Annotated in this window: 25 protein-coding genes and 1 other RNA gene; 18 read left to right on the top strand and 8 right to left on the bottom strand. The window is 60.5% G+C overall.

Going from position 1 to position 25,527, the window contains the following annotated elements; translation table 11 throughout:
* The first annotated feature begins 9 nt into the window (after positions 1 to 9).
* The 17 genes from ccoO (BK660_RS17450) (at position 10) to BK660_RS17370 (ending at position 15,089) form a co-directional block, all read left to right on the top strand.
* Entirely contained in the window at positions 10 to 618 is a 609-nt protein-coding gene (gene ccoO / locus BK660_RS17450; RefSeq protein WP_027921705.1) for a cytochrome-c oxidase, cbb3-type subunit II, read from the top strand.
* A gap of 18 nt (positions 619 to 636) precedes the next feature.
* Entirely contained in the window at positions 637 to 837 is a 201-nt protein-coding gene (locus BK660_RS17445) for a cbb3-type cytochrome oxidase subunit 3 (RefSeq protein ID WP_311202910.1), read from the top strand.
* Positions 834 to 1,787 carry a cytochrome-c oxidase, cbb3-type subunit III gene (gene ccoP, locus BK660_RS17440; RefSeq protein WP_123434292.1) on the top strand — a complete coding sequence of 318 codons (954 nt, stop codon included), beginning with the start codon at positions 834 to 836 and terminating at the stop codon, positions 1,785 to 1,787. The genes BK660_RS17445 and ccoP (BK660_RS17440) overlap by 4 nt, the downstream gene beginning before the upstream one ends.
* Positions 1,788 to 2,269: 482 nt before the next feature.
* Positions 2,270 to 3,712 (top strand): cytochrome-c oxidase, cbb3-type subunit I, encoded by a 1,443-nt coding sequence (ccoN, locus tag BK660_RS17435; protein WP_123434291.1) that lies wholly within the window; start codon positions 2,270 to 2,272, stop codon positions 3,710 to 3,712.
* Positions 3,712 to 4,320 carry a cytochrome-c oxidase, cbb3-type subunit II gene (gene ccoO / locus BK660_RS17430; protein WP_027921709.1) on the top strand — a complete coding sequence of 203 codons (609 nt, stop codon included), beginning with the start codon at positions 3,712 to 3,714 and terminating at the stop codon, positions 4,318 to 4,320. Before ccoN ends, ccoO (BK660_RS17430) begins: the two co-directional genes overlap by 1 nt.
* Before the next feature lie 5 nt (positions 4,321 to 4,325).
* The gene (locus tag BK660_RS17425; RefSeq protein WP_003175465.1) at positions 4,326 to 4,511 is read left to right on the top strand and encodes a CcoQ/FixQ family Cbb3-type cytochrome c oxidase assembly chaperone; all 186 of its coding nucleotides are present in this window, start codon (positions 4,326 to 4,328) and stop codon (positions 4,509 to 4,511) included.
* Positions 4,508 to 5,491 (top strand): cytochrome-c oxidase, cbb3-type subunit III, encoded by a 984-nt coding sequence (gene ccoP, locus BK660_RS17420; RefSeq protein ID WP_123434290.1) that lies wholly within the window; start codon positions 4,508 to 4,510, stop codon positions 5,489 to 5,491. The genes BK660_RS17425 and ccoP (BK660_RS17420) overlap by 4 nt, the downstream gene beginning before the upstream one ends.
* Positions 5,492 to 5,667: 176 nt before the next feature.
* On the top strand, positions 5,668 to 5,922 hold the full coding sequence (locus tag BK660_RS17415) for a type II toxin-antitoxin system Phd/YefM family antitoxin (RefSeq protein WP_185045136.1): 255 nt from the start codon (positions 5,668 to 5,670) through the stop codon (positions 5,920 to 5,922).
* On the top strand, positions 5,922 to 6,332 hold the full coding sequence (locus BK660_RS17410) for a type II toxin-antitoxin system VapC family toxin (protein ID WP_123434288.1): 411 nt from the start codon (positions 5,922 to 5,924) through the stop codon (positions 6,330 to 6,332). The genes BK660_RS17415 and BK660_RS17410 overlap by 1 nt, the downstream gene beginning before the upstream one ends.
* Before the next feature lie 205 nt (positions 6,333 to 6,537).
* Positions 6,538 to 7,953 (top strand): cytochrome c oxidase accessory protein CcoG, encoded by a 1,416-nt coding sequence (gene ccoG / locus BK660_RS17405; RefSeq protein WP_123434287.1) that lies wholly within the window; start codon positions 6,538 to 6,540, stop codon positions 7,951 to 7,953.
* A gap of 11 nt (positions 7,954 to 7,964) precedes the next feature.
* Positions 7,965 to 8,504 (top strand): FixH family protein, encoded by a 540-nt coding sequence (locus BK660_RS17400; RefSeq protein WP_123434286.1) that lies wholly within the window; start codon positions 7,965 to 7,967, stop codon positions 8,502 to 8,504.
* A 138-nt stretch (positions 8,505 to 8,642) separates the two neighbouring features.
* Entirely contained in the window at positions 8,643 to 11,093 is a 2,451-nt protein-coding gene (locus BK660_RS17395; RefSeq protein ID WP_123434285.1) for a heavy metal translocating P-type ATPase, read from the top strand.
* A gap of 24 nt (positions 11,094 to 11,117) precedes the next feature.
* Positions 11,118 to 11,336 carry a cbb3-type cytochrome oxidase assembly protein CcoS gene (gene ccoS / locus BK660_RS17390; protein WP_027921715.1) on the top strand — a complete coding sequence of 73 codons (219 nt, stop codon included), beginning with the start codon at positions 11,118 to 11,120 and terminating at the stop codon, positions 11,334 to 11,336.
* Positions 11,329 to 12,012, top strand: a complete 684-nt coding sequence (locus tag BK660_RS17385) for a sulfite exporter TauE/SafE family protein (RefSeq protein ID WP_123434284.1) — start codon at positions 11,329 to 11,331, stop codon at positions 12,010 to 12,012. The genes ccoS and BK660_RS17385 overlap by 8 nt, the downstream gene beginning before the upstream one ends.
* Positions 12,013 to 12,204: 192 nt before the next feature.
* Complete coding sequence (gene hemN, locus BK660_RS17380; RefSeq protein WP_123434630.1) at positions 12,205 to 13,587, top strand: oxygen-independent coproporphyrinogen III oxidase; 1,383 nt, start codon at positions 12,205 to 12,207, stop codon at positions 13,585 to 13,587.
* Positions 13,588 to 13,726: 139 nt separating this feature from the next.
* Positions 13,727 to 14,461, top strand: a complete 735-nt coding sequence (fnr, locus tag BK660_RS17375; RefSeq protein ID WP_123434283.1) for a fumarate/nitrate reduction transcriptional regulator Fnr — start codon at positions 13,727 to 13,729, stop codon at positions 14,459 to 14,461.
* A gap of 79 nt (positions 14,462 to 14,540) precedes the next feature.
* Positions 14,541 to 15,089: an adenine phosphoribosyltransferase gene (locus BK660_RS17370; RefSeq protein ID WP_027921719.1), complete on the top strand. Its 549-nt coding sequence runs from the start codon at positions 14,541 to 14,543 to the stop codon at positions 15,087 to 15,089.
* A 118-nt stretch (positions 15,090 to 15,207) separates the two neighbouring features.
* On the opposite strand, the gene BK660_RS17365 is transcribed toward BK660_RS17370, so the two are convergent.
* The 5 genes from BK660_RS17365 to dnaX all read right to left on the bottom strand — a co-directional run bounded on the left by BK660_RS17365 (position 15,208) and on the right by dnaX (position 20,986).
* Positions 15,208 to 16,356 (bottom strand): acyl-CoA dehydrogenase family protein, encoded by a 1,149-nt coding sequence (locus tag BK660_RS17365; RefSeq protein WP_123434282.1) that lies wholly within the window; start codon positions 16,354 to 16,356, stop codon positions 15,208 to 15,210.
* A 190-nt stretch (positions 16,357 to 16,546) separates the two neighbouring features.
* On the bottom strand, positions 16,547 to 17,149 hold the full coding sequence (gene recR / locus BK660_RS17360) for a recombination mediator RecR (protein WP_007949478.1): 603 nt from the start codon (positions 17,147 to 17,149) through the stop codon (positions 16,547 to 16,549).
* A gap of 65 nt (positions 17,150 to 17,214) precedes the next feature.
* Complete coding sequence (locus BK660_RS17355) at positions 17,215 to 18,249, bottom strand: NADP-dependent oxidoreductase (RefSeq protein ID WP_123434281.1); 1,035 nt, start codon at positions 18,247 to 18,249, stop codon at positions 17,215 to 17,217.
* Between the two features lie 262 nt (positions 18,250 to 18,511).
* Positions 18,512 to 18,850, bottom strand: a complete 339-nt coding sequence (locus tag BK660_RS17345; protein ID WP_027921723.1) for a YbaB/EbfC family nucleoid-associated protein — start codon at positions 18,848 to 18,850, stop codon at positions 18,512 to 18,514.
* Between the two features lie 66 nt (positions 18,851 to 18,916).
* Complete coding sequence (gene dnaX / locus BK660_RS17340) at positions 18,917 to 20,986, bottom strand: DNA polymerase III subunit gamma/tau (protein WP_123434279.1); 2,070 nt, start codon at positions 20,984 to 20,986, stop codon at positions 18,917 to 18,919.
* 143 nt (positions 20,987 to 21,129) lie between these two features.
* On the opposite strand from dnaX, the gene BK660_RS17335 reads away from it, so the two are divergent.
* Positions 21,130 to 21,885 carry a substrate-binding periplasmic protein gene (locus BK660_RS17335; protein ID WP_123434278.1) on the top strand — a complete coding sequence of 252 codons (756 nt, stop codon included), beginning with the start codon at positions 21,130 to 21,132 and terminating at the stop codon, positions 21,883 to 21,885.
* Here the strand turns inward: BK660_RS17335 and BK660_RS17330 are convergent.
* From BK660_RS17330 to BK660_RS17320, 3 genes are all read right to left on the bottom strand, one after another.
* Positions 21,872 to 23,572, bottom strand: a complete 1,701-nt coding sequence (locus BK660_RS17330; protein WP_123434277.1) for a putative bifunctional diguanylate cyclase/phosphodiesterase — start codon at positions 23,570 to 23,572, stop codon at positions 21,872 to 21,874. The two genes, BK660_RS17335 and BK660_RS17330, sit on opposite strands and share 14 nt — an antisense overlap.
* 312 nt (positions 23,573 to 23,884) lie before the next feature.
* An RNA gene (ffs, locus tag BK660_RS17325) (signal recognition particle sRNA small type) lies at positions 23,885 to 23,981 on the bottom strand.
* Positions 23,982 to 24,182: 201 nt separating this feature from the next.
* Entirely contained in the window at positions 24,183 to 25,349 is a 1,167-nt protein-coding gene (locus BK660_RS17320) for a zinc-binding metallopeptidase family protein (RefSeq protein ID WP_123434276.1), read from the bottom strand.
* Between the last annotated feature and the right edge of the window lie 178 nt (positions 25,350 to 25,527).

Below are 25,527 nucleotides of genomic sequence, written 5' to 3'. Positions count from 1 at the left end.
GAGTCCGCCATGAAACACGAAACAATTGAGAAAAACGTCGGCCTGTTGCTGTTGTTGATGGTGCTGGCCGTGAGCATCGGCGGCCTGACCCAGATCGTCCCGCTGTTCTTTCAGGACGTGACCAATAAACCGGTGGAAGGCATGAAGCCCTACACCGCGCTGCAACTGGAAGGTCGCGACATTTACATCCGCGAAGGCTGCGTCGGTTGCCATTCGCAGATGATTCGTCCGTTCCGGGCCGAGACCGAACGCTACGGCCATTACTCGGTCGCCGGCGAAAGCGTCTGGGATCACCCGTTCCTCTGGGGCTCCAAGCGTACCGGGCCGGACCTGGCCCGGGTTGGCGGTCGCTACTCGGAAGACTGGCACCGCGCGCACTTGTACAACCCGCGCAACGTGGTGCCGGAATCGAAAATGCCGGCCTACCCATGGCTGGTGGCCAATCAGCTCGACAGCAGCCACACCGAAACCAAGATCCGCGCCATGCGCACCTTGGGCGTGCCGTACACCGACGACGACATCGCCGGCGCCACCGCTTCGCTCAAGGGCAAGACCGAAATGGACGCTTTGGTCGCCTACCTGCAAGTGCTCGGCACTGCCATCAAGAGCAAGAGGTGAGTCATGGTCATGTCTTTTATAGCGAGTGAAATGAGCAGTGGAATGATTCGAGGCTTAGGCACGGTCGTGGTGTTTGTGGCCTTCGTCGGCCTGACGCTGTGGGTGTTCAACAGCAAGCGCAACCCGGAATTCGCCGAAGCGCGCCTGCTGCCGTTCGCCGACGAAGCGCTACCCGATGATGCCACCCAAGAACCTGAAACAAGGAGTACCCGGCCATGACCACCTTCTGGAGTACGTGGATCTGCGTACTGACCCTCGGCAGCCTGATCGGCCTGACCTGGCTGCTGATCGGCACCCGCAAGGGCGAAACCAAGGGCAGCGTCGACCAGACCATGGGCCACAGCTTCGACGGCATCGAGGAGTACGACAACCCGCTGCCGCAGTGGTGGTTCATGCTGTTCGCCGGCACGCTGGTGTTTGCCGTGGGTTATCTAGTTCTTTACCCGGGCCTGGGCAACTGGAAAGGCATTCTGCCCGGCTATGAAAACGGCTGGACCGGCGTGCATGAATGGGAAAAGGAGATGGACAAGGCCGACGCGAAGTTCGGACCGATCTTCGCCAAATTCGCTGCGATGCCCGTGGAAGAAGTAGCTAAGGACCCGCAAGCGCTGAAAATGGGCGGGCGCCTGTTTGCGTCCAACTGCTCGGTGTGCCACGGCTCGGACGCCAAGGGCGCGTTTGGTTTCCCGAACCTGGCGGACAGTAACTGGCGCTGGGGCGGTACGGCCGACACGATCAAAACCACGATCATCGGCGGGCGCATGGCCGCGATGCCGGCCTGGGGTGAAATTCTCGGTGAGACCGGCGTGAAGAATGTCGCCGCTTATGTGCGTCACGACTTGGCCGGCCTGCCGTTGCCTGCCGACAGCGGCGCCGACCTGCAAGCCGGACAGCAACTGTTCAGTACCACCTGCGTAGCCTGTCATGGGGCAAACGGCCAGGGCACTGAAGCCATGGGCGCGCCGAATTTGACGCACCCGGCCGGATTTATTTACGGTACAAGCCTGGCGCAACTGCAACAGACCATTCGCCATGGCCGCCAGGGCCATATGCCAGCGCAGAACGAATTGCTCGGCAACGATAAGGTGCAATTGCTGGCCGCTTACGTGTACAGCCTGTCGCACGGTGCCGGCACCGAACGTTTGCAGGCTGAAGGCAAGCAGGAATAATTCTCGACCGCTCTGCTGCCGCATTCTCCCGGATGCGGCAGTTCCCTGCCTCTTTGCGACCCATTGTCGCACCCTCCCCTTGCTCTTTCTTTCGGTTCACCAGATTCGGGTCTAAGCTTGCTCGATGCGGACTGGCATGAGCCGGTTCCAGGTCGTTTTTAGCCGATGTGTTCGACAATTCTGTTCGATGGCAAGCCGCAAAGGCTGGTAGATACCGGCTGTCGCGCCAATTGCCGTCGGTCACCCGATCGTTGAGTTTGAACACACCCCGTAACAACTGACCGGACCCCCTCCTCATTTTCGTCCGCTGCGACATTTTGCCCTTGGGTGATTTTGTCCTTACGCGGCGCATGGAAAGGCCGCAGAATCAGCTTTTGAAAGCATTGACCCAGGTCATGGCGCGTTGCAATGACCCCCTGCTTTCTCCATACTTGCGGCCGATTTTTACTCCTAATAAAACACCCAAACCGTGGAACCTTAGAATGAGCACAGCAATCAGTCCGACTGCTTATAACTATAAGGTAGTCCGCCAGTTCGCCATCATGACGGTGGTCTGGGGGATCCTTGGCATGGGGCTCGGTGTCTTCATCGCCTCACAGCTTGTATGGCCGGAATTGAACTTCGGTCTGCCGTGGACGACTTTTGGACGCTTACGCCCGTTGCACACCAACCTGGTGATTTTCGCCTTCGGTGGTTGTGCACTGTTTGCCACTTCTTATTACGTCGTGCAGCGAACCTGCCAAACGCGACTGATTTCCGACAGCCTCGCGGCCTTCCACTTCTGGGGATGGCAAGCGGTGATCGTCGGTGCCGGCATTACATTGCCGCTGGGCTACACCACGACCAAGGAATACGCGGAACTGGAATGGCCGCTGGCAATTTTGCTGGCTATTGTCTGGATCGTTTACGCACTGGTGTTCTTTGGCACCATCGTCAAGCGCAAGACCAAGCACATCTATGTCGGTAACTGGTTCTACGGCGCGTTCATCGTCGTGACCGCGATGCTGCACATCGTCAACCACATGTCGCTGCCGGTCAGCCTGTTCAAGTCTTACTCCGCTTACTCGGGTGCGACTGACGCGATGATCCAGTGGTGGTACGGCCACAACGCCGTAGGTTTCTTCCTGACCACCGGCTTCCTGGGGATGATGTACTACTTCGTGCCGAAACAGGCCGAGCGTCCGATCTACTCATATCGCCTGTCGATCGTGCACTTCTGGGCGCTGATCACCCTGTACATCTGGGCCGGTCCGCACCACCTGCACTACACCGCGCTGCCGGACTGGGCTCAGTCCCTGGGCATGGCGATGTCGATCATCCTGCTGGCTCCAAGCTGGGGCGGCATGATCAACGGCATGATGACCCTGTCGGGCGCCTGGCATAAGCTGCGCACCGACCCGATCCTGCGCTTCCTGGTCGTGTCGCTGGCGTTCTACGGCATGTCGACCTTCGAAGGCCCGATGATGGCCATCAAAACCGTCAACTCGCTGTCTCACTACACCGACTGGACCATCGGCCACGTACACGCCGGCGCCTTGGGCTGGGTAGCGATGATCTCGATCGGCGCGATCTACCACATGATCCCGAAACTGTTCGGTCGCGCCCAGATGCACAGCACGGGCCTGATCAACGCGCACTTCTGGCTCGCGACCATCGGTACCGTTCTGTACATCGCTTCGATGTGGGTCAACGGCATTACCCAGGGTCTGATGTGGCGCGCAATCAACGACGACGGCACCCTCACCTACTCGTTCGTCGAAGCGCTGCAAGCCAGCCATCCTGGTTTCATCGTTCGCGCCCTGGGCGGTGCGTTCTTCGCCAGCGGCATGCTGTTCATGGCCTACAACGTATGGCGTACCGTACGTGCCTCGAACCCGGCTGAAGCCAAAGCTGCTGAACAGATTGCTGTAGTTGGAGCTCACTGATGAAGCATGAAGCAGTCGAGAAGAACATTGGCCTGCTGGCCTTCTTCATGGTTATCGCCGTCAGCATCGGCGGCCTGACCCAGATCGTTCCGCTGTTTTTCCAGGACGTTACCAACAAGCCGGTCGAAGGCATGAAGCCTCGCCCTGCGCTTGAACTGGAAGGCCGCGACATTTACATCGCCAACGGTTGTGTCGGCTGCCACTCGCAGATGATCCGCCCGTTCCGCGCTGAAACCGAACGTTACGGCCACTACTCGGTTGCCGGTGAAAGCGTCTGGGACCACCCGTTCCTGTGGGGTTCCAAGCGTACCGGTCCGGACCTGGCCCGTGTCGGCGGTCGTTACTCCGACGACTGGCAGCGTGCGCACTTGTACAACCCGCGCAACGTAGTGCCTGAGTCGAAAATGCCGGCCTACCCGTTCCTCGTGGAAAACAAGCTCGACGGCAAAGACACCGCCAAGAAAATGGAAGTCTTGCGCACGCTCGGCGTCCCTTACACCGACGAAGACATCGCCGGCGCCAAGGATGCTGTGAAGGGCAAAACCGAAATGGACGCGCTGGTGGCCTATCTGCAAGGCCTGGGCACCATCATCAAAAGCAAACGGTGATTTAGATGGATATCGGGATGATTCGTGGCCTGGGCACCGTTGTTGTGATGGTGGCCTTCATCGGTCTGGCGTTATGGGTATTCAGCCCCAAGCGCAAGTCGGAGTTTGAAGACGCGACCTTGCTGCCTTTCGCGGATGATCCCGAAGCCATCAAGCACGTCGAGCAAGCTTCTAGGAGTAACAAAGAATGACTACGTTCTGGAGTCTGTACGTCACAGTCCTCAGTCTCGGCACCATCTTCGCCTTGACCTGGCTGCTGCTGTCTACCCGCAAGGGTCAGCGCGCCGAGCAGACGGAAGAAACGGTTGGCCACTCCTTCGACGGGATCGAGGAGTACGACAACCCACTGCCAAAATGGTGGTTCATGTTGTTCGTGGGCACCATCATTTTTGCCCTGGGCTACCTGGTGCTGTACCCGGGCCTGGGCAACTGGAAAGGCCTGCTGCCGGGTTACAACTACCTCGATAACGAAAAGCAGACCGCGTTCGCCAACGGCCAGACAGGCTGGACCGGCGTTCACGAATGGGAAAAGGAAATGGCCAAGTCGGACGCCAAGTTCGGTCCGATCTTCGCCAAGTTCGCTTCCATGCCAATCGAAGAAGTCGCCAAAGACCCGCAAGCCCTGAAGATGGGTGGCCGCCTGTTCGCCTCCAACTGCTCGGTCTGCCACGGTTCCGACGCCAAGGGCGCCTACGGCTTCCCTAACCTGACCGACGCCGACTGGCGCTGGGGCGGCGAGCCGGCCACCATCAAGACCACCATCATGGGCGGCCGTCACGCGGTCATGCCGGCGTGGGCTGACGTGATTGGGGAGCAAGGCGTTGCCGATGTCGCTGCTTTTGTCCTGACCAACCTCGATGGCCGCAAACTGCCGGAAGGCACCAAGGCTGACCCGGTTGCCGGTCAGAAACTGTTCGCTGCCAACTGCGTGGCTTGCCACGGCCCGGAAGGCAAAGGTACGCCAGCAATGGGCGCGCCTAACCTGACCCACCCGGCAGCGTTCATCTACGGTTCGAGCTTCGCTCAACTGCAGCAGACCATTCGTTACGGCCGTCAGGGCCAGATGCCTGCGCAAGAGCAGCTGCAAGGCAACGACAAGGTTCACCTGCTGGCCGCTTACGTCTACAGCCTGTCTCACGGTGAGAAGGCTCCGGCGGAAGACGCTCAGTAAGGGAAACGCTTGAGGCAACAAAAAACGGCCCCGCCAATGAGAATTGGCGGGGCCGTTTTGTTTAAGCAGCATCAATGCCGCGATCAATGGTAGTGCCCCGCTTCGCTGTCGAGGTTGCCTGGCAACCCGTCAAGTAGTAACGTTTCTACAAAGCACTTTCAGGAGGGGCAAACATGATGGCCATTACCACCATTTCCAGCCGCGAATTCAATCAGGACACAAGCAGTGCCAAAAAAGCCACCCGGCAAGGGCCGGTTATCATCACCGACCGTGGCAGACCTGCTCACGTACTGCTAAGCATTGAGGAGTACCAGAAACTGACCGGCATCAACGCAAACATTGTCGACCTGTTAGTGATGCCCGAAGCGGCAGACATCGAGTTCGAAACCGAGCGTGCCGTCATCACTCATCGACCCGTGGACCTGTCCTGATGTATTTGCTCGACACCAATGTGATATCCGAACTACGCAAACCCCAGGCCGATGCAAACGTCGTCGCTTGGGCGAAAAACATCATCGCCCCACGCCTGTTTATTTCAGCTATTACGTTGAAGGAACTGGAGACCGGGGTCCTGCGAATGGAGCGGCGCGATCCTGCTCAAGGGAAAGTATTGCGCACCTGGCTGAAGCGACACGTTATCCCTGCTTTCGATGCCCGGATCCTGCCCGTCGACGCTGCCGTTGCATTGCGCTGTGCCAGCCTGCACGTGCCGGACCGTGCCAATGAAAGCAATGCCCTGATCGCTGCGACCGCTCTGGTTCACGGGCTGACGGTGGTCACCCGCAACACTGGCGATTTTCAATCCAGCGGTGTTGCACTGATCAACCCATGGGACGATTGAGTTCGCCCCACCCGCAAAACCGTCCATAATTCACAAGTCAATTGATTCAAGTCATTACACCGTCCGTTGATTTCCACCAACGTGACCAAAGGTCGCACCCTTGTGCTAGAGCTTCAGGCGTATCATTGCGCCACTGCAACACCCCTTTTGACCGCGGTCGGCATGTACTGACCGGGGCATTTTTCCACTGCCGTGGGATGCAATGATGAGCAACCAGATTCCGGTACACGACGTCACTCCACCCGACAAGAACGCAAACAACAGCGTCGACCTCTACGCCTCTCGAGAAAAGATCTACACCCGCGCCTTCACGGGTTTGTTCCGCAACCTGCGGATGATGGGCGGAGCCTTTTTGTTCCTGTTGTATTTCGGCACGGTGTGGCTCAACTGGGGCGGCCATCAAGCCGTCTGGTGGAACCTGCCGGAGCGTAAATTCTTTATTTTTGGCGCGACCTTCTGGCCTCAGGATTTCATCCTGCTGTCGGGGATTTTGATCATCAGTGCCTTCGGCCTGTTCTTCATTACGGTCTACGCCGGTCGCGTGTGGTGCGGCTACACCTGCCCGCAGAGCGTCTGGACATGGATTTTCATGTGGTGCGAAAAGGTCACCGAAGGCGACCGCAACCAGCGCATCAAGCTCGACAAAGCGCCGATGAGCGCCAACAAATTCCTGCGCAAGCTCAGCAAGCATTCGATGTGGCTGTTGATCGGTTTTGTCACCGGCCTGACCTTCGTCGGTTACTTCTCGCCAATCCGCGAACTGGTGTTCGACTTCTTCACCGGCGAAGCGGATGGCTGGTCGTATTTCTGGGTCGGCTTCTTCACCCTCGCCACCTACGGCAACGCCGGCTGGTTGCGCGAGCAGGTGTGCATTTACATGTGCCCGTATGCGCGCTTCCAGAGTGTGATGTTCGACAAGGACACGCTGATCGTTTCCTACGATCCACGTCGAGGCGAGTCCCGTGGCCCGCGCAAGAAAGGCATCGACTACAAGGCCCAAGGCCTGGGCGATTGCATCGACTGCACGATGTGTGTCCAGGTTTGCCCGACCGGCATCGACATCCGCGATGGCCTGCAAATCGAGTGCATCGGCTGCGCCGCCTGTATCGACGCCTGCGATGCCATCATGGACAAGATGGATTACCCGCGTGGCCTGATCAGCTATACCACCGAGCACAACCTGTCCGGGCAAAAAACCCATAAACTGCGCCCGCGTCTGATCGGCTATGCCGTGGTGCTGCTGGCGATGGTCTCGTTGTTGATCACCGCGTTCTTCATGCGCTCGCTGGTCGGTTTCGACGTCAGCAAAGACCGCGTGCTGTACCGCGAGAACGCCGAGGGCCGGATCGAAAACGTCTACAGCCTGAAGATCATGAACAAGGATCAGCGCGACCACACCTACGTGCTGGAAGCGACCGGCCTGCCGGACCTCAAACTGCAAGGCAAGCGCGAGATCAAAGTCGCCGCCGGGGAAATTTTCAGCCAGCCGGTGGAGCTGTCCAGTGCACCGGAACAACTGCCGTCGAGCACCAACGAGGTGAAATTCATCCTCAAGGATGCCGAGGACAACAGCGTTCACGTTGAAGCCAAGAGCCGATTCATCGGCCCACAAATTCGTTGAGAGAAGTGATCATGCCCGCAGCAACTGCCGCAAGTCCCTGGTACAAGCACCTTTGGCCGTGGATCATCATCGGGATTCTGGCCTGCTCGGTGACCCTGACCTTGTCCATGGTGACCATCGCGGTGAACAACCCGGACAACCTGGTGAACGACAACTACTACGAGGCCGGCAAAGGCATCAACCGCTCGCTCGACCGTGAACTGCTGGCCCAGACCCTGCTGTTACGCGCCAGCATGCATCTGGATGGCGTGACCGGTGAAGTCGACCTGCACTTGAGCGGCAACAGCCAACCAAAAACCCTCGAGCTGAACCTGATTTCGCCGACGCAGCCGGAGAAGGATCGCAAGATCACCCTCGCCCACAGCGACACGGAACAGGGCCGCTACATTGGTCAACTGAGCGACAAGGTCGAAGGCCGTCGCTTTGTTGAACTGCTGGGCGTCGAGGGCGACAAGACCTGGCGCCTGTTCGAAGAAGAACAGGTCAGCCATGACAAGGATCTGCTGCTGGGCGATGAGCCGCTGCAAGGCGCGGAAGACCTGAAAAAGTAAAAGCGCGCTTCGCGCATTCGCGAGCAAGCCCGCTCCCACATTTGATTGCGTGTACTCAAATTGTGTGCACAACACTGATCAAATGTGGGAGCGGGCTTGCTCGCGAAGAGGCCCTACCAGACGACTTAGACTCCACCCATGAGCACCCAACTCTCCTGCTACCACTGCGCCCTGCCCGTCCCGGCCGGCAGCCGCTTCACCGCGGCGGTCCTGGGTGAAACCCGCGAGTTCTGCTGCCCGGGTTGCCAGGCCGTGGCCGAGGCTATCGTGGCGGGTGGATTGGAAAGCTATTACCAGCATCGCAGCGAGTCTTCGGCCAACCCCGAAGCCTTGCCGGTGCAGTTGGTGGACGAACTGGCGTTATACGACCGCGCCGATGTGCAAGCACCGTTCGTGCGCCACGACGGCGACCTCGCCGAAACCACACTGTTGATGGAAGGCATCAGTTGCGCCGCCTGCGGCTGGTTGATCGAGAAACACCTGCGCGGCTTGCCGGCAGTGGCCGAAGCGCGCCTCAACCTGTCCAACCATCGCCTGCACGTACGCTGGGCCGACGTGCAATTGCCGTTGAGCCAAGTGCTCAGTGAGTTGCGCCATATCGGTTACGCCGCCCACCCCTATCAAGCGGACCGCGCCAGCGAACAACTGGCCAGTGAAAACCGTCTGGCCCTGCGCCAACTCGGCGTGGCCGGGCTGCTGTGGTTCCAGGCGATGATGGCGACCATGGCCACCTGGCCGGAATTCAACATCGACCTCAGCCCAGAACTGCACACCATTCTGCGCTGGGTCGCGCTGTTCCTGACCACGCCAATCGTGTTCTACAGCTGTGCGCCGTTCTTCAAAGGCGCCATGCGCGATCTGCGCACCCGCCACCTGACCATGGACGTGTCGGTGTCGCTGGCGATTGGCAGCGCCTACCTCGCCGGGATCTGGACCTCAATCAGCGGCGTCGGCGAGCTGTATTTCGATGCAGTCGGGATGTTTGCGCTATTCCTGCTCGCCGGCCGCTACCTGGAACGCCGCGCCCGAGAGCGCACCGCCGCGGCCACCGCACAACTGGTCAACCTGCTACCCGCTTCATGCCTGCGCCTGAGCGCGGATGGCCAGAGCGAGCGAATCCTGCTCAGCGAATTGCGCGTCGGCGATCAGGTGCTGGTCCACCCTGGCGCAATTCTGCCGGCGGACGGCAAGATCCTCGACGGCCAGTCGAGCATCGATGAATCGCTGCTGACCGGCGAATACCTGCCGCAACCGCGAACGCCGGGCGATGCAGTCACCGCCGGCACGCTGAACGTTGAAGGCGCGTTGACCGTGCAAGTGTTGGCGCTGGGCCAGGACACGCGACTGTCCGCCATCGTCCGCCTGCTGGATCGCGCGCAAGCCGAAAAGCCGCGCCTTGCGGAAATCGCCGACCGCGCCGCGCAGTGGTTTTTGCTGTTGTCGCTGATTGCCGCCGCCGCCATTGGCCTGTTGTGGTGGGAACTCGACTCATCCCGGGCCTTCTGGATTGTGCTGGCGATGCTCGTTGCGACCTGCCCGTGCGCCTTGTCCCTCGCGACACCAACGGCGCTGACCGCCGCTACCGGCACGCTGCACAAGCTCGGCCTGTTGCTGACGCGCGGCCATGTGCTGGAAGGCCTGAACCAGATCGACACGGTGATCTTCGACAAGACCGGCACCCTGACTGAAGGGCGCCTCGCTTTACGTTCTATCCGCCCGCTGGCCGCACTCGACAGCGACCAATGCCTGAGCCTCGCCGCTGCGCTGGAAAACCGCTCCGAACACCCGATCGCCCGCGCCTTTGGCCGCGCGCCACTGGCCGCCGAAGAAGTCCACAGCACACCGGGCCTGGGGCTTGAAGGCCTGGTGGGCGTACAACGCTTGCGCATTGGCCAGCCAGGTTTTGTCTGCGAACTCAGTGGTGCCGCCGCGCCTTCGATGCCCGATGAAGCGGGCCAATGGCTACTGCTCGGCGACAGCCAGGGACCGCTGGCCTGGTTTGTTCTCGACGACCGTTTGCGCGCGGATGCCCCGGCGTTGCTGCAAGCCTGCAAGGCCCGGGGTTGGCGAACCTTGCTGCTGTCCGGCGACAGCTCGCCGATGGTCGCCAGCGTTGCCGCCGAACTGGGTATCGACGAGGCACGTGGCGGTTTACGTCCGGACGACAAATTGCAGGTCCTGCAACAGCTGCACAAGGAAGGCCGCAAGGTGTTGATGCTCGGTGACGGGGTCAACGACGTGCCGGTGCTGGCCGCGGCCGACATCAGCGTGGCGATGGGCTCGGCCACCGATCTGGCGAAAACCAGTGCCGACGCCGTGTTACTGTCCAACCGCCTCGACGCGCTGGTGCAAGCCTTCAGCCTGGCGCGGCGAACCCGTCGGGTAATCATCGAGAACCTGCTGTGGGCCGGGTTGTACAATGGCCTCATGTTGCCGTTCGCCGCCCTCGGCTGGATCACTCCGGTTTGGGCCGCCGTCGGCATGTCGATCAGTTCGTTGACCGTGGTGCTCAATGCCCTGCGCCTGACTCGCTTGCCGAGCACGCCGGCCACCCGCGCCACGCCAGAAACCCGCCCGCTGCCGGCCTGAGCCGCGCGGGCATGGAGTCCACCCATGCCAGCTCTATACGTGATGATCCCGGCCGCGCTGCTGATCGTGGCCATCGCCGTCTACATCTTCTTCTGGGCGGTGGACAGCGGTCAGTACGATGACCTCGACGGCCCCGCCCACAGCATTCTGTTCGACGACCAGGACCCGGCGCACAAGGCCGCAGTCGACGAAGCCAGCGGCCATCCGGCCAAACCCGACGACAAGGCGCCGCCCCATGCTTGAATTGGCGCCACTGCTGGTGTCTGCGGTGATTCTCGGCTTGCTCGGCGGCGGTCATTGCCTGGGCATGTGCGGCGGCTTGATGGGCGCCTTGACCCTGGCGATTCCCAAGGAACAACGCAGCCGACGCTTTCGATTGTTGCTGGCCTACAACCTGGGACGCATCCTCAGCTATGCCACCGCCGGCCTCTTGATCGGCCTGGCGGGCTGGGCCGTGGCCAACAGCCCGGCGGCGATGTTTATGCGGGTCATCGCCGGATTGCTGCTGATCGCCATGGGCCTGTACCTCGCCGGTTGGTGGAGCGGCCTGACCCGCATCGAAAGCCTGGGTCGCGGCCTGTGGCGGCATATCCAGCCAGTTGCCAACAAACTGCTGCCCGTGTCGAGCCTGCCCCGCGCCTTGCTGCTGGGCGCGCTCTGGGGCTGGCTGCCGTGCGGGTTGGTTTACAGCACGTTGTTGTGGTCGGCGAGTCAGGGCAATGCACTGGACAGCGCTTTGTTGATGCTCGCATTCGGCCTGGGCACCTGGCCGGTATTGCTCGCCACGGGCCTGGCGGCTGAGCGGGTGACGGCGCTGCTGCGCAAACGTAGCGTGCGCATGGCCGGCGGGTTGCTGGTGATCCTGTTCGGCCTCTGGACCTTGCCGGGGCCGCATCAGCATTGGTTGATGGGTCATTAGATCGACGGCGCGCCCTTCGCGAGCAAGCCCGCTCCCACAGTTGACCGCGTTCCAATGTGGGAGCGGGCTTGCTCGCGAAGAGGCCCGCACCGACAACGCAAATCCTGACCGTTGATGCAAATCAAGATGCCCCAACGCCTCCCCCCCTAGACTCGCTAACACTGCAAGCCTATCCGGGGGAACGCCCGCATGATGCTCGACGCCATTCGTTGGGACACCGATCTGATCCGCCGTTATGACCTGGCGGGACCGCGCTACACCTCTTACCCGACGGCTGTGCAATTCCACAGTCAAGTCGGCTCGTTCGACCTGTTCCACGCGCTGCGTGACAGCCGCAAGGCCCTGCGCCCGTTGTCGCTGTACGTGCATGTGCCGTTCTGCGCGAACATTTGCTACTACTGCGCCTGCAACAAAGTCATCACCAAGGATCGCGGCCGCGCCCTGCCCTACTTGCAGCGTCTTGAGCAGGAAATCCAGCTGATCGCCTGTCACCTCGACCCGGCGCAGAAGGTCGAACAACTGCACTTCGGCGGCGGCACCCCGACGTTTCTCAGCCACGATGAACTGCGCCAGCTAATGGCTCAACTGCGCAAGAGCTTCAACTTGCTGGACGATGATTCCGGCGACTACGGCATCGAGATCGATCCTCGCGAAGCCGACTGGTCGACCATGGGCCTGTTGCGCGAGCTGGGCTTCAACCGCGTCAGCATTGGCCTGCAAGACCTCGACCCGGCCGTGCAACGGGCGGTCAATCGCCTGCAAAGCCTGGAAGAAACCCGTGCGGTGATCGACGCGGCCCGGACCCTGCAATTTCGCTCGATCAACATCGACCTGATCTACGGCTTGCCCCGGCAGACGCCCGAGAACTTCGCGCGCACGGTGGACGAAGTGATCAACCTGCAACCGGATCGGCTCTCGGTATTCAACTACGCGCACCTGCCTGAACGCTTCATGCCGCAACGACGCATCAACAGCGACGAGCTGCCCACGCCGGCGCAGAAACTGCAAATGCTCCAGCGCACCATCGAGCAACTGACCGCGGCCGGTTACCGCTACATCGGCATGGACCACTTCGCCCTGCCCGATGACGAACTGGCGATTGCCCAGGAAGAATCGACCCTTCAGCGCAACTTTCAGGGCTACACCACCCACGGCCATTGCGATCTGATCGGTTTGGGGGTGTCCGCCATCAGCCAGATCGGTGATCTGTACTGCCAGAACACCAGCGATATTGCTCAATACCAGAACACCCTGACTACGGGTCAACTGGCTACCAGCCGTGGCCTGGTGTGCAACGCCGATGATCGGCTGCGACGGGCGGTGATACAGCAGCTGATCTGTACGTTCAGCCTGGAATTCGTCGAGATCGAGCAAGCGTTCAACATCGACTTTCGCGGTTACTTCGGCCAATTGTGGCCACAGTTACTGACCATGGCCGATGACGGCTTGATCAGCCTCGACAATGAACGAATCACCGTGCTGCCGGCCGGTCGCTTGTTGGTGCGCTCCGTGTGCATGGTGTTCGATGCTTATCTGCAGCAGACCCATCAGCAACGATTTTCCCGGGTGATCTGACTCTTCATCGCCCAGTTACACAGGACCGCCCAACATCACCCTGTATCGTGGCGTGACAATATCTGCACAAACTGGCCGGAATGCCTTCCCGTGGGTTACCCTTACGTCTTATGTGTGTTTTCCCACAAGGATTGAAGAAATGTCCGAGCCAGTCAAACTGCGCGCTCATAACCAGGCCCATTGCAAGGATTGCAGCCTCGCACCCCTGTGTTTACCGCTGTCTCTGAACCTGGAGGACATGGACGCGCTGGACGACATCGTCAAGCGAGGCCGTCCGCTGAAAAAAGGTGAGTTCCTGTTTCGCCAGGGTGACACCTTCGATTGCGTCTATGCCGTACGATCCGGCGCCCTCAAGACCTTCAGCCTGAGCGACGGCGGTGAGGAACAACTCACTGGTTTCCACCTGCCGAGTGAACTGGTCGGCCTGTCGGGCATGGACACTGAAAAGCACCCCGTGTCCGCGCAAGCGCTGGAAACTACCTCGGTGTGCGAAATTCCTTTCGACCGCCTCGACGAACTGTCCGTGCAATTGCCGCAACTGCGTCGCCAATTGATGCGCGTCATGAGTCGCGAGATTCGCGACGATCAACAAATGATGTTGCTGCTGTCGAAAAAAACCGCCGACGAGCGCATCGCCACGTTCCTGGTCAACCTGTCGGCGCGTTTCCGCGCCCGCGGTTTCTCGGCCAACCAGTTCCGCCTGAGCATGTCGCGCAACGAAATCGGCAATTACCTGGGGCTGGCGGTCGAAACCGTGTCCCGGGTGTTCACCCGTTTCCAGCAGAGCGAGTTGATTGCCGCTGAAGGCAAGGAAATTCATATCCTCGACCCGATCCAGCTCTGCGCGCTGGCCGGCGGCTCGCTCGAAGGCTGATTGTCACGCTTGCGGCTGAGCGAAACGGTTCAGCCGCCGTTATACTGCGACGTTTGCAGCCTGCCAGGACACCTCGACGATGGTCTTCGACTCCTTCGACATCAAATCCCTGATCCGCCCCGTGATCGATTTCCCCAAGCCGGGCGTGATCTTTCGTGACATCACGCCGTTGTTCCAGTCACCCACGGCCCTGCGCCTGGTGATGGACAGCTTTGCCCATCGCTACGTCGAAGCCGATTTCACCCACATCGGCGCGATGGACGCGCGTGGCTTCCTGATCGGTTCGGTGCTGGCGTATCAGCTGAACAAGCCGCTGGTGCTGTTTCGCAAGCAAGGCAAGCTGCCGGCCGACGTGTTGGCCGAGGGTTACGCGACCGAGTACGGCGAAGCGTTCCTCGAAGTCCACGCCGACAGCCTGTGCGAGGGCGATTCGGTGGTGATGTTCGATGACCTGATCGCTACGGGCGGCACGCTGATTGCGGCGGCGAACCTGATTCGGCGCATGGGCGCACGGGTTCATGAAGCGGCGGCGATTATTGATCTGCCGGAGTTGGGTGGGTCGCAGCGGTTGGAAGATATGGGAATTCCTACTTTCTGCCTGACGCAGTTTGCGTTGACTGACAAGTAAGCAGCATCTTCAAAATTGCCATCGCGAGCAGGCTCACTCCTACAGAGGTTTTGTGAACGCCACAAATCCAATGTAGGAGTGAGCCTGCTCGCGATGACGTCAGCCGCTACACCGCCAATCAAAGCCCCATCTGCTTACTGATAATCTCGTTCATCACTTCCCGCGTCCCGCCCCCAATCGATAGAATCCGGTTATCACGGTACAGCCGCTCCACCAGGCTCTCTCGCATGTAACCCAAGCCCCCCATAATCTGCACCGCATCAGTGACGATCCGGTCCGCCGTGTCAGTGGCAAAGTTCTTGGCCATCGAAATTTCCTTGATCACACTCTGCCCCGCCGCCATCTTCGCCGCCTGGCGATAGGTAAATTCCCGAGACACTTCCAGCGCTGTCGCCATCTCGGCGAGGCGGTGCTTGAGGACCTGGAACTTGCCGATGGGTTTACCGAAGGCTTCGCGCTGACGCGCCCATTTCAGGCTCTCCTCCAGCGCCAGCTGCGCGGTCATGTTGGCCATCAGTGCCAACGCCAGCCGCTCACTCTGAAAGTTACCCATGATGCAGGCGAAACCCATGTTTTCTGCGCCGATCAGATTGCCCACCGGCACCCGGCAATCGTCGAAGAACAACTCCGCGGTGTCCGACGCCCACCAGCCCATTTTCTTCAACTGGCGGCCGACAGTGAAACCGGGCGTGCCCTTCTCGATCAACAACAGGCTGATGCCGCCAAAACCGGGCTCGCCGGTGCGCACTGCGACGGTGTAGTAATCGGCACGAACGCCGCTGGTGATAAAGGTTTTGCTGCCGCTGACGCGATAGACGTCGCCGTCACGCACGGCGCGGGTTTGCAGGTTGGCAACGTCGGAACCGCCGCTGGGCTCGGTGACCGCCAGGGCGCTGATCTTCTCGCCGGCCAGCACGTGAGGCACCACGCGATCACGCACTTCGGGCCGGGCCCACTTGAGGATCGGAGGCAAGCCGATGTCCAGCGAACCCAAACCGGCCACCAGTCCACCCGAACCACAGCGCATCAGTTCTTCACTGGCCGCGACCTTGGCGAACAGATCACCTTCATGGCTGCCGCCCAGCGCTTCAGGGTAGCCAATGCCCAGAATCCCGGCGGCACCGGCCTTGAGGTAGAGCTCACGGGGAAAGCTTTCAGCTTCCTCCCACTGATCAATGTCCGGAAGAATCTCACGCTCGACGAAACGTCTGACGCTGTCACGGACCAATTGGTGGCTGGGATCGAAGTATTCCTGAAAGGCAGGCATCGGCGAACTCCACTGAAGGTTCAGCGAAGTTAACCGAGCGCTTGCTTGGTTTTCAACAAAATTGTGTGAATCAGGTGGACCGAGGTGCGTCCTTCGCGAGCAAGCCCGCTCCCACATTTGACCGATTTCTTTCAGGGGAATGCGATTGAATGTGGGAGCGGGCTTGCTCGCGAAGGCGTCAGTCCAAGCACTACAACGCGATCGGTTTACGCCCGGCAAACGAATGCGCCAACGTCCCGCCATCCACCAACTCCAGCTCACCACCCAACGGCACACCATGGGCAATACGCGAAGCAATCAGGCCTTTATTGCTGAGCAACTGCGCAATGTAATGCGCCGTCGCCTCACCTTCCACCGTCGGGTTGGTCGCGAGAATGACTTCGGTAAAGCTCCCGGCTTCTTCAATCCGCGCCATCAACTGCGGAATACCAATCGCCTCAGGCCCGAGACCATCAAGCGGCGACAAATGCCCTTTAAGCACGAAGTAGCGACCACGGAAGCCCGTCTGCTCCACCGCATAGACATCCATCGGCCCTTCCACCACACACAGCAAGGTGTCGTCGCGGCGGGTATCCGCGCACTGCGGGCACAGGTCGTCTTCGGTCAGCGTGCGGCACAAACGGCAATGGCCCACCCCTTCCATGGCCTGGCTCAAGGCCGACGCCAGGCGCGAACCACCGCTGCGATCACGTTCAAGCAATTGCAGCGCCATGCGCTGGGCGGTTTTCTGACCCACACCCGGCAAAATTCGCAGGGCATCGATCAGTTGGCGAATCAAAGGGCTGAAGCTCATGGGGAAACGTCCGACAAAACAACGAGACGCGGTTTATACCCGCGCCTCTCTTTAGCGTCAAATACTCAGTCTTGCGCGACCCGCACCACCAGTTTGCCGAAATTGCGCCCTTCCAGCAGACCGATGAATGCTTCAGGTGCCTGCTCGAGGCCATCGACCACGTCTTCGCGGAATTTCACCTTGCCGTCACGCACCCACGGCGCCATGGCACTGACGAATTCCGGCTGACGATCACCGTAGTCGTCGAACACGATGAAGCCCTGGATTCGCACACGATTGGTCAAAATCGTGCGCTGCAACTGCGGCAGGCGATCTGGGCCGCTCGGGGCTTCGTGGGCGTTGTAGGAAGCGATCAGGCCACACAGCGGAATGCGCGCCTTGGGGTTGAGCAGTGGCACTACCGCGTCGAACACCTTGCCACCGACGTTCTCGTAATAGATGTCGATGCCGTTGGGGCACGCCTGCGCCAGCTCCTCGGCGAAGTTCGGGCTCTTGTGATCGACGCAGGCATCGAAGCCTAATTCGTCGACGACATAACGGCATTTTTCCGCACCACCGGCCACGCCGACCGCGCGCAAGCCCTTGATCTTCGCCACCTGGCCGACCACCGAACCCACCGCGCCGGATGCCGCCGCGACCACCAGGGTTTCGCCGGACTTCGGCTGGCCAATGTCCATCAGGCCCATGTAGGCCGTCATGCCCGGCATGCCCAGCACACCCAAGGCCATCGATGGGCTCGGCAACCCGGACGGCACCGGGATGATGTTGCGACCGTCGCTGATGCTGTGGCTCTGCCAGCCAGTGGAGCCGACGACCACATCACCTTCCTGGAATTTGGGATTCAACGAGCGTTCGACCCGACTGACAGCACCGCCGGTCATGACTTCGCCGATTTCGACCGGGGCGGCGTAGGACGGTGCGTCACTCATGCGACCGCGCATGTACGGGTCCAGTGACAGGTAAAGGGTCTTGAGCAGGACCTGGCCGTCAGCGAGGTCCGGCAGCGCTTCCCTTTCCAGGCGAAAATTCTCCGGCGTCGGCGCGCCAACCGGGCGGGACGCCAGGACGATACGTTGGTTGAGGGTCAATGCTTGTGGCATGTGAGCGTCTCCTTTGATCGAGAATCGAGTGGTATAGGGGAGCAGACCTTTGTGGCGGTTGAGTGTTCGATATTCCGTCAGTTGTACCGAGTCGACTGCTTCGCGAGCAAGCCCGCTCCCACATTTTACCGAGTTCTAATGTGGGAGCGGGCTTGCTCGCGAAGGCGGCCTGACAGACGCTGCGAGAACATCAGGCAGAAACAAAAATGCCAGGCGCGATGCCTGGCATTTTTTTGTAGCTCATCCGACGCGCTTTAGCGAATCAGAATGGCAGCTTCATGCCCGGCGGCAGTTGCATGCCCGCGGTCATGCCGGACATTTTGTCCTGGCTGTTGGCTTCGATCTTGCGCACGGCATCGTTGACGGCGGCGGCGACGACGGCTTCCAGCATCTCTTTGTCGTCTTCGCTCAGGCCTTCAACCAGGCTTGGGTCGATGGTCACGCTCTTGACGTCGTGACGACCGGTCATCACCACGGTGACCATATCGCCGCCCGCTTTACCGATGACTTCGGCGTTGGCCAGCTCTTCCTGCATCTTGGCCATTTTTTCCTGCATCTGCTGTGCCTGCTTCATCAGGCCGGCCATGCCACCTTTCATCATGGGAATCACCTCAAAAGTACTTGGATTAAACAGCGTCCGGCCCTGTTGACCGAACGCCTTCAGTTATTAGCCCTGACTGACCAGAGCGTCGACAGGTTCAATAGTATCGTTACGGATCACCGCACCGAACTGTTGCATCATTTGCTGGATGAACGGATCACCGTGGATCGATTCCTCGGCCTCGCGCTGACGGTTGGCACGGCGCCGGGACGCGGCCTGGGCCGGGGTTTCCTGCTCAGGCTTGATCAGCTCCATGCTCAGAGTCAGCGTGCGCCCGTGAAACTGGTTCAGCGCATCGTTGAGACGACGTTGCTGGGTCGCGTTGAACAAGGCGCTGTGAGCCGGGTCCAGGTGCATCAGCCAGTGATCACCCTCGACGGAAATCAGCGTGCAGTTGGCGGCAATGCTCCCCGTCATGCCGGAAATCGGCAGCTTCGGGAACATTTCCAGCCATTGCAGCGCCAGACCGGTGGCCGGCATCGCCGCGGGTTCAGGCTCCGGTTCCGGGGCGGGTTCGGCGGTGTGTTCGCTGGCCAGTTCATCCAGGTAACTGTAGGCCGAGTCCATGTCCGGCTCGATGTAATCCTCATCCAGCGGCGGCTCATCGTCCAGGTCCACGCCCGGGGTGGCGGCATCAACGTCGGCCACGGACGGTTCCGGGATCGGCGCAGCGGCCCATTCCGGCGCGTCCGGCACCACGCTGTCCGGCGTTGGCAACGGCATTGGCGGCAACTCGGGCTGCTCGCTGGCAGTTTCCAGCACCGGCTCGACGGCAGGTTGCTGCACGACTTCAGGAACGACCGGGTCGTTCCACGGCAGGTCGACGACTTCCTCGACCGCGACGAGCTCAACCACGGGTTCAGGCACGACAACCGGCGCGACCGGTTCAGGTTCCGGCGCGGGAACTGGAGCGGCAACAACGGGGACAGGTGCAACTGCCGCAGCGACTACCGGCGCAACAACCGGCGCGGCAGCCACTGAATTTGCGGAATCAACTGTGGCCTGGCTGATCCCCACTGGCTTTAGCGGTTGCCTCGGGGCGTCCGCCGTGTCCGCAGGCCGGAAGGCCAGCATCCGCAGCAGGACCATTTCAAAGCCACCACGCGGGTCCGGTGCCAGCGGCAGATCACGCCGGCCGATCAGGCCCATCTGGTAATAAAACTGTACGTCTTCAGCCGGCAACGCCTGGGCCAGTGCCAGCACCCGGTCACGGTCGCCGTGCCCGTTGTCGACGCCTTCAGGCAAGGCCTGGGCGATGGCGACACGGTGCAGCACGTTGAGAATTTCCGAGAGCACGCCGTTCCAGTCCGGGCCTTGCTCGGCCAGATGACGAACGCCTTCGAGCAACGCCTTGGCGTCACCTTCGATCAATGCATGCAAAACGTCGTAGACCTGGCCGTGATCCAGCGTACCGAGCATCGCCCGCACGTCGGCGGCCATGACCTTGCCTTCACCGAATGCGATGGCCTGGTCGGTGAGGCTCATGGCATCGCGCATCGAGCCATCGGCGGCACGGCCCAGCAGCCACAATGCATCGTCTTCGAACGGCACGTTCTCGACACCCAGCACGTGGGTCAAATGCTCGACCACACGTTCCGGCGTCATGTTCTTCAGGGAGAACTGCAGGCAGCGCGACAGAATGGTTGCAGGAAGTTTCTGCGGGTCGGTCGTCGCCAGGATGAACTTGACGTAGGGTGGCGGCTCTTCAAGGGTTTTCAACAGCGCATTGAAGGAATGGCTGGAGAGCATGTGCACTTCGTCGATCAGGTAGACCTTGAAGCGCCCGCGGCTCGGGGCGTACTGCACGTTGTCGAGCAGTTCGCGGGTGTCCTCGACCTTGGTCCGGCTCGCGGCGTCGATCTCGATCAGGTCGACAAAGCGCCCTTCATCGATTTCGCGGCACACCGAGCACTCGCCGCACGGCGTCGAAGTGATACCTGTTTCACAGTTCAGGCATTTGGCGATGATCCGCGCAATGGTGGTCTTGCCCACCCCGCGCGTACCGGTAAACAGGTAGGCGTGGTGCAGCCGCTGGCTGTCCAAGGCATTGATCAGAGCCTTGAGCACATGGGTCTGGCCGACCATTTCGCGGAACGAGCGCGGACGCCATTTACGTGCAAGAACCTGATAACTCATCGAAAACCGTCGCAACGAAGGAACAGAAGCGGCTAATGCTAGCGGAGCAAGGCCAAAATTGCATCCGGTGTGCTCGTCTAATCTGGCTAAGCTGCACTTTGGGGGCTTTTATCGGCTCGGCTTTGCGCTGTACCGGAGCGTTTATGCGTTGTGCCTTGGGGGCATTGCTGTGGATAAGTGTGAGCGTCGCCGCTGCCGAAGCGCCGTTGCGCTTTGTCGTGCCCGACAGTTGGGCGATGCCGATGGTGCAACTGGATCATGGCCGCCTGACCCAGGGCATTTTGTATGACGTGATGCTCAGCCTGGCTACTCAGGTGGGAATGCCGGCGGAATTTCACGTACTGCCCCGGGCCCGGGTGCAAAACGCCATGGAACACGGCGAGGTCGATGTGCGTTGTTATGCCGCGCAGTCATGGCTGCCGAATCAGTCCGGCGACTACATCTGGAGCATTCCGCTGTGGTTTCAGCACGACGTGTTGATCGCCCTGCCGGATTCGCCAGACTCGGTGACACCCGCTCATTTGCCTCGGCAACCGGTCGGCACGGTGCTCGGTTACAACTACCCGACGCTGCAACCCTTGTTCGACGCCGATCGCTTGCGCCGCGAAGACGCGCGCAATCAGGAACAAGTGCTGGAAAAACTCAATGCCGGACGCTATCGCTATGCCGTGAGCAATCAATGGACACTGGACTGGTTCAATCAGCGCCTGCTGCCCGACCGGCAATTGAAAGCGGTGGCCGTATTGCAGGAACAGAATGTCGGTTGCTACGTGCGCAACGACCCCAAAGTGCCGGTGCAGCGCATTCTGCGCACGTTGTTGCGGATGAAAATGTCCGGGGAGATTGATGACATCATCCGGCTGTACATCGGCACCCCCGCAAACCCTACAGGGACGTAGTCACTGCTTGCCATTGCGCAGGCACCACAAACCCCGCCACCCAGCCAGGCACCTGTTCTGGCGGCATTGGCCGGGCGATGAAATAGCCTTGGGCAACCTCGCAGCCCAATTTCAGCAACAACTCACCGTGCTCGACGCTTTCCAGCCCCTCGGCAATCACCTTCCGGCCAAACGCCCGGGCCAGACCAATAACCGCGGTGGTCAGTGCCAGGTCATCGCGATCCTCCAGCATGTCGCGCACGAATGTCTTATCAATCTTGATGGTTTGCGTGCGCAGACGCTTGAGGTAGCTCAGGGACGAATAACCGGTGCCAAAGTCACCCAGCGAAAACTGCACCCCCAGCGCCTGACAAGCCTGCAAGCAGACGCTGACGTGGTGGATATTCTCGATGGCCACCGACTCGACGATTTCCAGGTCAAGCATCTGCGCAGGAACCTCGGCGTGCCGCGCGAGTACCTGCTTGAGCCGGTCAACAAAATCCGCGCGCTGAAAATGCCGGGCCGCGATGTTCAGGCTGATCGGCCAGCACTGCCCCGCCTGTTGCCAGCGGTGCAATTGCGCCAGGACCTGATCCATCACCCATTCGCCGATGTCGATGATCAGGTCCGTCTCTTCCACTGCGGGCAAGAAGTCCCTGGCCCGTATCAGGCCGTTTTGCGGATGCGCCCAGCGCAACAGCGCCTCGAAACCGACAACCTCACCCAGGCGCATGTTGACCTTGGGCTGGAAATGCAGACGCAACTCACCGCCTGCCAGCGCCTGACGAACGCGCTGGACGGTCTGGTGAGTCGCCTTGACCTCTTGATCCCGAGTCACGTCGAACAGGTGAAAACGGTTGCGTCCACGCTGCTTGGCCACGTACATGGCTTGATCGGCGTGACGCAACAGGGTTTCAGCATCGTGATTGTCGAGGGGAAACAGCGTGACCCCGATGCTGGCGAACACATGGACGTCCTTGCCATGCAGCACGTACGGCGCCGAAATCGCACCCAGCACCCGGTTCAGCGCCGCACGCAATTCCGGCAGATCACGCACGTGACGCAACACCAGCACAAATTCGTCGCCCGCCAGGCGCGCCACCACATCTTCGCCCCGGACGATGCCACGCAAACGCCTGGCCACCTCCACCAGCAACACATCACCGCTGGCATGGCCATAGCCGTCGTTGACCGCTTTAAACCCGTCGAGATCGAGCATGCACACCGCCAGCGGAATGTCTTCCAGCCGGGAGAACTCCAGCGCCTGATCCAGCAGGTCCGAGAGGTACGCACGATTGGGCAGCCCGGTCAGCACGTCATGCCCGACCCGCCATTGCAAGGTATGCAGCAACTCGCGTTTTTCACTGATGTCGAACCGGATCGACAGGTATCGATCGACCCGCCCGGTGGCATCATCAAGCACCGGCACCATGGTGCTGTCGACCCAGTACAGGCTGCCGTCCTTGGCGCGATTGCAGATCTCGCCTTTCCACACGCTGCCCAGCGCAATGGTGCGCCACATGGCAGAAAAGAATTCGGAGGAATGCTCGCCGGAATTGAGCAGACGATGATTCTGGCCGACCAGCTCTTCACGGCTATAGCCGGACACGGCACAGAATTGGTCATTGACGTAGGTGATCCGGCCGCTCAGGTCGGTCTCGGAAAAAATCGCGGCGGCATCCACAGCCCTGCGGTACTTCTCATCCATGAATCAGGCTCGCTGTCGCTAGCGGAAGAATGGCGTGTCATCCCGGACGCGCATTTGATGGCCCTGCAAGACTGCAGATCAATCTGACTGAAACACCTCGCGCCAGTCTGACGAGGGTGCGCAATGCTCGCAGCTTGACCAGGCCTTGTCCAAGCCTTCGTGCAGCAGTGAATATCGGTGCAGAAGTGAAATGTTCGTTCTGAAAAACCGCAAACGACGAGAAACCACCCTGGAGATGATCCATGGCGGAACGACAAAAATATTTTCAGAGAGAAAACGCGAAAGAGGATTCGCGGTGCGTTATGGAGGCAACCCCACCAGCCACACCCCGGCACACAATGTTCCCGCTGTGGCTGCTGCCTTCCGGCTCTGACCAGGTTCACGGGTAATCGTTGCGGGGGGACCGATGGGGTCACCATAACGACGCTCACCTGACGGCGAGCCGCGCCATTGTACCTATCTGAGACGAAGTTACAACCGTTGGCGCGGATTAAAAAACATGAACGGCTTCAAGGACATGCAATCCCAGTGAAACACCTCACCCTGTAGCAGCTGACGAGCAGCGCGAGGCTGCGTTCGGCTGCGAAGCAGTCGCCAGTTGGGGTGATGGTCAGAGGTCTTGCAGCACCTCATCCGCCCTGCCGCCTTCTTGCTGGATCACCAGGTGAATGAAGTGCAGCTTGGCGATCACCGCCGGCGGCAGGACGAACGGGTAGAAATCCGGCTGGCCCATGCTGCGCGACAGTTCATTGAGCATGCCCGCCAACTCGATCCACGCATTGACGAACGACAGGAATGCCGCGCCGCCGGGGTGCTGTGGGTCGTAGAGCGTGCTCGACGGGAATGGCTGGTAATCGAAATCCAATTCCCGCGCACTCATGCCGAACCCCAGCGCGGTGTCCACCGCATCCATCATGTGCAGGTAATGCGCCCAGGTTTCCGCCCAGTCTTCCCACGGGTGCATGGTGGCGTAGGCGCTGACGCACTGCAGTTGCCAGTCGAGTGGCGCGCCTTGCTGGTAATGCCGTTCCAGCGCTTCTGCGTAGCTGGCGCGCTCGTCACCGAACAGTCCGCGAAACGGTTCCAGCCAATGGCTGTTGGCGATCAGCCGATCCCAGTAATAATGCCCGACCTCATGCCGAAAATGCCCGAGCAACGTGCGATAGGGCTCGTGCATCTGCACCCGGACCTGCTCGCGGTGGGCGTCATCGGCTTCTTTGATGTCGAGGGTGATCAGGCCGTTGGCGTGACCGGTGGTCGGTGATTTGCCTTCGAGGTCGACACCGATAAAGTCAAACGCCAGGCCGGTTTCTTCATCGACGGTTTTGGGTATCACCTGCAAACCGAGGCTGACCAACTGCGCGACCAGTCGCCGCTTGGCTGTTTCGACCTTGCGCCAGCGTTCGTGGTTTTCGGGAATCGACAGGTCAGGGATGGTGTGGTTCAGGCTACAGGCGATGCAGAGCGCATCGTGGTCATTGGCCCGGAGCAGCCAGTTGCACGCAGCCGGGGAATCGAGATTGGCGCAGCGGCGGAACACACCGGCCTGCGGGTCGGCATCGAGCAGCCAGGTATCAGCCTGTTGACCCGGTTGCAGCGACGACAAGCGACTCTGTTCAGGCTGATAGCCCAACGCCGCCGAACAGGCCAGGCACTGACTGTTGCGAAAGAACAGCGACTGCCCGCAGCGGCATTGCCAGATCTTGCTGTTGCGCGAGCTGTCGCCCATGAAAGGCGCTGCGATGCGCGAGCTGAGCTGTTCGAAGAAACGGTACATGGCGATCTCTCCCTGGGGCTTGCCAAGACTAGATCATTGCCACACTAAGATCGTTCCGGGTTTTGAATCACAATTGTGGCGAGGGAGCTTGTCGGATCACCGCACCGTCCCGCTCGACTGCGCAGCAGGCGCAAGCATCATGAGGACCGCTTCGCGCTCCAGCGGGACGGTGCGGCGA

It is taken from the genome of Pseudomonas brassicacearum (genome assembly GCF_003732265.1).
Classification (GTDB): Bacteria; Pseudomonadota; Gammaproteobacteria; order Pseudomonadales; family Pseudomonadaceae; genus Aquipseudomonas; species Aquipseudomonas brassicacearum_D.
The sequence above is the reverse complement of the archived record's forward strand: the minus strand, read 5'-3'. Positions and strand labels throughout refer to the sequence as shown.